The following is an 8,765-nucleotide window of genomic DNA, read 5'->3' as shown; positions in this document are numbered from 1 at the left end:
CAGGGACACAATATTACTTTGAAAAATATTATTGTCACAGGCACAATCCAATCAAACGGAGTAAGTAATGGATCAAACGCCGGAAATATTACTATCTACAACGCCACCACCACAAGTATCACGGCGAATGGCCATTTAAGTACGACAGGCAATGGAGGAAATGGAGGTATTATTCTCCTGGCTACATCGACCACGGGTGCTATTACAGTCAATGGCGGGGGAGGCACAGGGAGTGTAGGTAATGGAGGAAACGGAGGAACAGTCAATGCCACTTCCACCACCTCGACTGCTCCAAGTACTCCCATCATTGCGAACGGTGCCAACGCTTCGACTTGTGGCTCTGGTGGAAATGGGGGACACATCAACTTAAGCGATTCAACAAGCTACACGACATCGGTCACGGCTGGAAACGGGGCAGGCTCTTGTGGAGGAAACGGTACTTCTGGTGAGACTTCCTCATATTCTACTCCACCCCCAACCCCACCTTCGGCTCCATACAATCCACCAGCCGAATCCAATACTCCATCAGGTGGCGGAGGTACCAACGAATATGTCCCAGGCGTCACTCACTTTATCTCTCCATTCAACTCACCAATCACTCTCCCAATCAATCTCCCAGGTACTCTCAAACTGCCAACTCTCCCAACCTTTGGCGGGACTTCCACCAATTCCTTCTCTCTCAAGGATCCTCTCTCATTCTTCCTCTTCTCGCCTTTACCTGACCCTATCCCAGCCTTCCTCAAACAATCCCTAGCTTTCAAAAACTTCCTCACAGGCCTCGGTGTCTCATACAGTCAAGACCTAGCCAAGCTCCATACTACTTCACTAACCATTCCACACTTCTCTCCAAGCAAACTCCCTCCAGGTCTCTTTGCCGTCTCTTCTCTTGGTAAAGCTCTCCCATCCACTCTCACCTCAAACACCAAGTATCCACTCATTGAAAGTATTTCCATTCTCCCAGGGGTTTCCCTTGATCTCTCCTTGATCCCAATCGGTAAAGGTAAAGTGACTGGCACCATCACTGGCCGCTCCGTCACTTTCTCCCTCGACAAAACTTCTACTTCCAAAACCCCTCCATACCTTCTCTCCCTTGCTACTCCTTCTGCGCCGGGTACCTACTACTTGACCTCAGCATCTACCCCTATTGTCCTTCAAATCAACATTGTTTCTCCTCCTACTGCTCCAACTAGCCCTTCTTCAGCCAAGCCACCAAATCTATGGCAGAAAGTGCTGAAGTTAGTTGGCGGTTGGTTTGGTAGAAAGTAAAAATTATCAATTATTAATCATTCAATTATTATGTTCAAATTTACAACTGGTATCCTCGACAAAACACGCTTCGCTTCAAATGTCCTGATGCTCATCCTCTTGGTGGGAAACATCTTCTTCAGTATTCAATACAACGAAAACATCAAGCAACAAGCTATCGACAAGATAGCGGCCGATGCTCAGTCTCAGGCTGTCGCTTCTCATATCCAAGTCTCTAGATTCCTCAAGGAATTCATTGATGTTGTCCTCAACACCAAAGGTACTATTGCCTATGCTGACCGAGTCAAACTCGAAAATGACGTGCAGCAGCTCAATGATGCTGATATCCTCAAGCTTTGGAACGCCTTTGTAGCGAGCTCTGATGCTAAATCCGCTCAGGACAATACAGTGAAACTGATGAGTTTGTTGGCTAACAAGATGCTCTAAAAATGTTGAAAAAAGGTAAGCTTTTATTTTTTGCAGTTTTACTACTGACCCTCTTCTTGTATGCAGGAAGTGGTGAGGTTTTTGCGGCTACTGTAAAAAAACTGGCCACCAGCACAAAAGCGACTACCACTAAACCTTTAATCATACCCAGACCTATGGCGACTTCGACTATTCGTTTTCAAATGCCCGTCAATTTGTCTATTAATGGGAGAGGGGACGTGGTGAGGGGAAACATGAATCTTTCGGGGCCCGTGGTCAACTCAATTTCAGGAGGGATCATCTCAGCGTCAAGCACCGTCGATGGCAAGCCTGTATTTTTTACGATCAAAACCGACAGCAACACTATCACTGATCCTAGTTCTTCAGGCGGAGTTGTTGTGGGGAGTGTCATCAATGTTCAGGGCAATTTTGAAAGCTTTTCTCAAGATACTTTGACGATGACAGCCAAAAATATCAGATCTCTCGGGGTTGTAGGCACAAGCACTCTTCCTCAAAATATGATGAATCAAAATGTGATAAACGCAAATAGAGCCGCTGCAGCAGCGAGAGCTTATAATACGGCCATGAGTCGTTCGACTTTCTTAGACCAGTTTTGGGGTTTTGTTAAAAATAGTTTGAGGTGGAAATAAGGTAAAAAATAAAAAAAAGGGGGTAGAATGCTGGTTGATTAGGCGAGGGGAAGTGAAGAAAAGTGATGGAGAGTAGCAGGTGTCCTTTTTCTCAATATGTAATATAAGACATATTTTTTATGCTTTATATTACATATTGAGAAAAAGGACACCACCACCCCTTTTTTTTCTTCACCACCCTTCAACTTTTCTTTAGACTTACTTTCTTTTGATTTTATCTCGCCATGCTAGGATGCTGGGGTAAATGAACAAAAAAAGTAAAGATTTTTACCGCTGTCAGCCTGGCATTAAAGAAATTGCAATGGAATTGGATTTTGAGTACAAACTCCGAACTGCTATTGTTGATGCCAGGATTAAAAGTAGACTTACTCAAGTTGAGCTTGCTAAAAGTCTAGGAACAGACCAATCGACCATCTCCCGTTATGAGGCGGGGATGTCAAATCCGACTATAGCCTTTGCCCAAAGGCTCATCGAAACCCTAGGCCTAAGAATAAGGATAGAGCTTTATTGAGCCTTGGTCGAGAGGCTGGGCGAGCCTAAAAAGAGTTGCAAAAAACACCCCTATTTGCTAGTATATCGAGACACATGACCACAGACACAATTGCTAAAAAATCAGACACAAACACAACTTCCGGGACTGTGATGGACGGCCTTTTCAAGGCTGGGGCGCATTTTGGTTTTATCAAATCCCGCCGCCACCCATCTACCAAGCCCTTTATTTTTGGCGCCAAAAACAAAGTCGAGATTTTTAACCTCGAAAAAACTGAAGAATCTCTCAACGCCGCTCTAGAATTCGTCAAAAAACTAGCTTCCGAAAGCAAACAGATCCTGATCGTAGGAGGCAAAAGTGAGGCTCAGGCTATTGCTCGCAAGGCAGGGGAGCTGCTCGAAATGCCCTTTGTCGCTGGCCGCTGGGTAGGAGGTACTCTCACCAACTTTGACAGTATCCGCAAACGAGTAGAAAAACTCCACGACCTCATTTCCAAACGCGAAAAAGGCGAGCTCGTCAAATATACTAAAAAAGAAAGACTTTTGATTGACCGAGAGATCGACCGTCTGACTGTGCTTTTCTTAGGTCTGACTCCTATGGTCAAAATGCCAGCGGCTATGTTTGTGATTGACTCCAAAAAAGAAGCTATCGCTGTCGCTGAAGCCAAACAAAATAATATTCCGGTCATTGCTCTTTGTGGCTCTGATTGTGATATCAAAAAAGTTGACTACGCTATTGTAGGCAACGACTCATCTATCTCAAGCATCGCTTTCTTTGTAGACAAATTTGTCGAGGCCTACACCAACGCCAAGAAGATCGTTTAATAATATTTAATCTAACGCGCGCTACCGCGCTTTTTAATTTTATGGCCATCACTACCGAACAAATCAAAGAATTACGAGACCTGACAGGTATCTCTATTATGCAGTGTAAAAAAGCGCTCGAAGAGGCTGGAGGAGACAAGGAAAAAGCTTTGGTTTTGCTTCGTCAAAAGGGGGCGGATATTGCCGCTAAAAAGGGGGATCGGACCCTTGGAGCAGGGGCTATAGCGGCATATATTCACTCCACAGGCACTATTGGTGCCATGGTGGAGCTTGTCTCAGAAACAGACTTTGTGTCTAAAAATGAAGAGTTTAAAAAGCTGGCCTATGATATTGCTATGCAGGTATCAGCGACTAGTCCCGTAGAGTCAGAGGCATTACTTGAGCAACCCTTCATCAAAAATCCTGACCTCACTATTGCTCAGTTGATCGAAAGCGCCATTCAGAAGTTTGGTGAAAAGATCCAAGTGGAGCGTTTCGTGCGGTTTGGGGTTCTCGAAAAGTAGAAAACTACTATGACATCTCTATCCATTATTCTCGGCGTATCATTGGCAGGTATTGTGGTGCTCCTAGGCAACAGGCTCCTTCAGCTTCAGACTGGGCGGGCCATTTTCTCTTTTTCTTTTGAGCGAAGCGATAGCTGGCTCAGACGGGTCGGTCTCTGGTTTCATTCTCTTGCCAAGTATTTTTCAGCCCATTCACTTAAAGCTGCCGGACAACGTATATTGACTACGATTGAAGTTTTCTTTATCAAGGGTTTCGTGGCCTTTCACAAATTGATTGGACGCATTTCGCGTCTTATCAAAGGGCCCCGTATTCCTCACAATCGCGGCTCGGTTTCCTTTTTCATTAAGCACATCGAAGATCACAAAAGTAGACAGAAGGCTCCAAATCAGTTATATTTCTAGGCATTCGTCGTCGATGAACAATTGCCACCTTAGCTCAGTTGGTAGAGCAACGCTTTTGTAAAGCGAAGGTCCTCGGTTCAAGTCCGAGAGGTGGCTCAACAATTTTTTTGGGGGAAGAGGGGGAAGTGAAAAGGGGTATTGTGTCTTTTCTCCAATATGTAATATAAAGCATAAAAAATATGCCTTATATTACATATCGCCAAAAAGACATGCTCACCCACACTCCTTATTTCACTGAGAAATTTTTGAGGTTGAAGTAGTTGAAGCTGTTGAAGTTGTCGCGCCAACGTTGGGGCCAGTGTTAGTACTTGTGGATGTGCCCGGCGGTGTGCTTGTGACCGCCTTAGCATGCTGCTGGTCAAGCTGTTTTAGGGCAGGCACGATTTTTTTCATTTGATCTATATCAATAAAGCCATAGTAGACTTTTTCACCCACGACGATGGCGGGCAGCTGGTTGCCTATCTTGTACATGGATTTCATGGTTTCAACCAATGACAGGCCAAGATCATAATCAAAAGAATAAATGCGCACCTCTGGGTATTGTTCACGGAGATAGGTGAGGACGTAGCTCATTTTTTGACAGTCGGGGCATTGATCTGCTTTTGAATAAAAATAGAGAATGGAAACCGGCTTGAAAGGACAGCGCTGGCCAAGCTGCTGCATCAAAAGAAAATCTTTTATTTCAAGGATAGAATAATATGTCTTGAGCTGGATGAGGTCGGGGTTGGAGCTGTCATTTTCTTCCATATATGAAAGCTTGGTGGCCAGAGTGCCGAGCTCATCCGAAAGGACCGATTCGTTCACATTTTTGCAGGTGCCTTCCTTGAGAAGGTCAAACTGTGTCTCGGACGAAAGCAGGTCGAGAGAGATGCGATCCTGGATGGCTTTGACATTTTCAACTCGCTTGGCATCCATTATGTTATTGATATAGAGAGCCGTTCCAAAAATAGTGACGGTAATCACTAGAGTAATAACGTATTTTTTCCATTCAAACTGGGGTCGTTGGTGTTGGTCCATATTTTTTTAACGCCAAGGCGCTGTCTTGGAGAGAGTAGTATTATAAACTGATTTGATCAGCCAGAAAGGGGCGATAAAAGAATAAAAGAAAAGGAAATAGAATGTATCTATACCGAGGCGGGTCTTACCGGTCGCGATCTTTTGGCCGTACATGATGATGGCCACTGTCAGGAGCCAGAGGCCAACCCCGATCACCAGCAGGGCGCTAGTGTTGACAAAAAACCAATCAAAACTCAGAGAAGCAAAAGTCGGCATTTTGAAATACGCACCGATAGCCTGATAGCGGACAATCTGGTCGTGGATTGAGATACCAAAATGGATCAAGCCCAGGCCAATCAGGACAAGGGTACTGATCACGCCAAAAATAGTCATGGGCAACACAATCATACCAAGGTGTCCGTACTTCTTTTTAAAAACCATGTCGCGGTAGTCTACGAGATTGGAGAGAAAGCCGCTTGTCCAGCGCACACGCTGTCTGTAAAGTTTTTTAATGGTGTTTGGTCCGACGGTGAAGACAAAGGCTTTATGGGCATTCACGATTTTCATATGGTGTTTTTGCATGCGGAAAGCGATTTCGAGATCTTCGGTATTGTGAGCATGCCTGTAGTTTCCAATTTTCTTAAAGACCGCCAGCCGGAAAAAAGAAAAAGGTCCGGGAGTGACGTTGATGGCGTCGAGCATACCGCAGACCTTCCTAACAAAGATACCCAGGTTGTATTCCGCTTTTTGGATTTGACGGATGATGTTGGATGAATGACTGATCACTACCGAGGGTGTCACGGCCATCACTTCTGGGTTTTTGAAATAGTTGGCAATACGGCTCAGAGCCTCACGATCGGCAAATGAGTCGGCATCTAGACAACCAACTATTTCACTGGTGGTTTTTGAAAGGGCAAAATTGAGAGCGGTGTATTTGCCGCCATTTTCTTTGTGGTAGACCTCGATCTGAGGATGCCCGACAAATTTATCTATGACGGCACCTGTATTGTCTTTGCTGCCGTCATTGATGATTAAAATTTTTAATTTATCTGCAGGGTAGTTGAGGGAAAGGAGAGATTTGATGGTGCCGTCGACGGTTTTTTCTTCATTAAAACAGGGCACGATGACAGTAGCGGTGGGGTAGGTATCATTGCGCGACTGGCTTAAAGTTTGGTCCATTTCCTCTTCCCGAATAGTCTGGCGTTTGCCTATAAAGGTCACCAGCAAAAAAATCTGGAAATAGAGTATTCCAAACATAGTGACATAGGAAAGCGTGTCAGAAAGAGGCTTGAATGAAGATGCAAATAGAGACAACAGGCTTGTCATAGGGATAGCTAGTATTGTACGTCATTTTGGCCTATTTAGCAACCGCGCTTATCAGTCATTTTTAGGACAAAAGTAAAGGAAAAACCAGGGCGCTGTGTAGCAACGCACTGGTTTTTTTAGGGGAACTTTTGGTCACAGCCGGCTACTTCGCCTATTTCCATAATAGGAGATTGACCAGGCGACACATCCAGAGATGGCAAGCCCTGCCACCAATTGCCAGGCCGTGCTCGGTTCGGGGACACTTTGAAAAACAAACGCCGCAGCAGAGCCGTAGCTGTCTCCCACGCCTGGAGTGCCATTGTCATTGACGTTGACGCTCAGACCCGTTATGACTTGGTCACCCAACTGTTGGAGCTGGTCCGTCGGTACCTGGAAAACCAACGCAAAGATATTTCCCTGGTTGCCGGCAATGGTGTTGCCGAGAGTGTCGGTACGGATAGCGGTGCTACCCATCTGATCATAGAAGGCGAAGCCTCCCGATGTCTGAAATATTTGAGTCAGATCAAATCCAAGCGGACCAACAACGGTGCCTCCCGGAGCACTTGCAAGAAAGTAGGAATTGAACCAGGTAATATTGCTGGAATCTATGGTGTTGAAAGCCAACGGGTGGCTGTTGCTGAGGTACATCGTTTCTCCCACCCAGATGGAGGCCTGGGTCCCGGAAAGAGTTACGAAGTTGGAATACAGACTACCGTTCCGAACGATGTCGTCTGGGGTGAAGGGACTTGCCGAGGCATAGGCTTGGACGACCAAGTTGCCGACGGGGTCTTGTGCCGAAGCGTTCAAACAGAGAATGCTGAGTACGATGGCGATGACAAATTTCATATTAAATCCTCCTTTAGGATTGTTTGAGTCTGTTCTGACTATATAGTAATAAAAGCCATATGTCAATGGGCTTTTTTTGGATTTTTTGGTACAATAGTAAGACAAATATGGCAAAAGAGGCAAAAGAAAAACGTGATACCTATGGCGCCGAAGCCATCACTGTCCTAGAAGGTCTCGAGCCGGTCCGCAAGCGACCAGGTATGTATATTGGTACGACTGGCCCTGAGGGTCTGCACCATTTGATCTGGGAAATCTTCGACAACTCCCGCGACGAAGCCATGGGTGGTCATTGCAACCGCATCGAGGTAGCTCTTTTGCCTGATGGGTATGTGCGCGTGGTGGACAATGGTCGCGGTATCCCTGTGGATATTCATTCGAAAACCAAAGTTTCTGCTCTTGAGACTATTATGACGACACTGCATGCTGGGGGAAAGTTTGGAGGGGAAGGCTACAAAGTGTCTGGCGGTCTCCACGGGGTGGGAGCTTCGGTGGTCAACGCTCTCTCCATTCATACAAAAGTAAATGTTCACAAAGAAGGTCTGGTCTATACTCAGGACTATAAAATTGGTAAACCTCAATACAAAGTCAAGCCAGTTGGCAAGACTAAAAATCACGGCTCGGTCACGCTTTTCAAAGCTGATGCGGAAATTTTCAAAGAAGGCATTGAATACGACTGGACCAAAATCTATACCCATCTACGTCAGCAGGCCTACCTTGTCAAAGCTCTCGAGATCAACGTGCTCGATGCCCGCAATCTTGGCGGTGATGAAAAAACCAAGAATAATAAAGTCAAAGCTCTTGAAAAAGCTCTCGCCGACGAGGAGACTATGTATCTTAAAGACGAGGGTATCGACATGCCAAGCATGACTTTCTTTTTTGAGGGAGGTCTTCGTTCGCTGGTGGCTTTTTACAATCAAAGCCAAAAACCGCTTCACAAAAATATTTTTTATGTGGAAAAAGAATTTAAAGCGGCTGGCACTGGCAATGAATCAAAAGACGTCAATGTGGAAGTAGCTCTCCAATATGTCGACGATATCAATCCAAAGATTGTGGCTTTTGCCAACAATACTTACAACAG

11 protein-coding genes and 1 tRNA gene are annotated in these 8,765 nt (G+C 45.4%); 9 read left to right on the top strand and 3 right to left on the bottom strand.

Annotated elements, in window-relative coordinates; all coding sequences use genetic code 11:
* From PHF79_03320 to PHF79_03285, 8 genes are all read left to right on the top strand, one after another.
* The coding region (locus PHF79_03320) for a hypothetical protein (protein MDD5318816.1) at positions 1-1,266 on the top strand (1,266 nt) is incomplete at its 5' end.
* A 30-nt stretch (positions 1,267-1,296) separates the two neighbouring features.
* Entirely contained in the window at positions 1,297-1,692 is a 396-nt protein-coding gene (locus tag PHF79_03315) for a hypothetical protein (GenBank protein ID MDD5318815.1), read from the top strand.
* A gap of 2 nt (positions 1,693-1,694) precedes the next feature.
* On the top strand, positions 1,695-2,321 hold the full coding sequence (locus tag PHF79_03310; protein MDD5318814.1) for a hypothetical protein: 627 nt from the start codon (positions 1,695-1,697) through the stop codon (positions 2,319-2,321).
* A gap of 244 nt (positions 2,322-2,565) precedes the next feature.
* The gene (locus PHF79_03305) at positions 2,566-2,832 is read left to right on the top strand and encodes a helix-turn-helix transcriptional regulator (protein MDD5318813.1); all 267 of its coding nucleotides are present in this window, start codon (positions 2,566-2,568) and stop codon (positions 2,830-2,832) included.
* A gap of 74 nt (positions 2,833-2,906) precedes the next feature.
* A complete protein-coding gene (rpsB, locus tag PHF79_03300; GenBank protein MDD5318812.1) occupies positions 2,907-3,635 on the top strand; it encodes a 30S ribosomal protein S2 in 729 nt (242 codons plus the stop codon).
* A 41-nt stretch (positions 3,636-3,676) separates the two neighbouring features.
* Positions 3,677-4,138, top strand: coding sequence for a translation elongation factor Ts (gene tsf, locus PHF79_03295; protein ID MDD5318811.1), 462 nt, complete (start codon positions 3,677-3,679; stop codon positions 4,136-4,138).
* 9 nt (positions 4,139-4,147) lie between these two features.
* On the top strand, positions 4,148-4,540 hold the full coding sequence (locus PHF79_03290) for a hypothetical protein (protein MDD5318810.1): 393 nt from the start codon (positions 4,148-4,150) through the stop codon (positions 4,538-4,540).
* A 23-nt stretch (positions 4,541-4,563) separates the two neighbouring features.
* Positions 4,564-4,636, top strand: a tRNA-Thr gene (locus tag PHF79_03285).
* 135 nt (positions 4,637-4,771) lie between these two features.
* Here the strand turns inward: PHF79_03285 and PHF79_03280 are convergent.
* From PHF79_03280 to PHF79_03270, 3 genes are all read right to left on the bottom strand, one after another.
* On the bottom strand, positions 4,772-5,557 hold the full coding sequence (locus tag PHF79_03280; protein MDD5318809.1) for a thioredoxin family protein: 786 nt from the start codon (positions 5,555-5,557) through the stop codon (positions 4,772-4,774).
* A gap of 6 nt (positions 5,558-5,563) precedes the next feature.
* Positions 5,564-6,862, bottom strand: coding sequence for a glycosyltransferase (locus PHF79_03275; protein ID MDD5318808.1), 1,299 nt, complete (start codon positions 6,860-6,862; stop codon positions 5,564-5,566).
* A gap of 132 nt (positions 6,863-6,994) precedes the next feature.
* Entirely contained in the window at positions 6,995-7,687 is a 693-nt protein-coding gene (locus PHF79_03270) for a hypothetical protein (protein MDD5318807.1), read from the bottom strand.
* A gap of 107 nt (positions 7,688-7,794) precedes the next feature.
* On the opposite strand from PHF79_03270, the gene PHF79_03265 reads away from it, so the two are divergent.
* Positions 7,795-8,765 (top strand): ATP-binding protein (locus tag PHF79_03265; GenBank protein MDD5318806.1); only part of this gene is annotated, 971 nt, incomplete at its 3' end.

Source organism: Candidatus Paceibacterota bacterium, from assembly GCA_028714275.1.
GTDB lineage: Bacteria > Patescibacteriota > Minisyncoccia > Phycocordibacterales > CAINVO01 > CAINVO01.
Note: the sequence above shows the minus strand (reverse complement) of the source record. Positions and strands in the feature narration are given on the sequence as shown.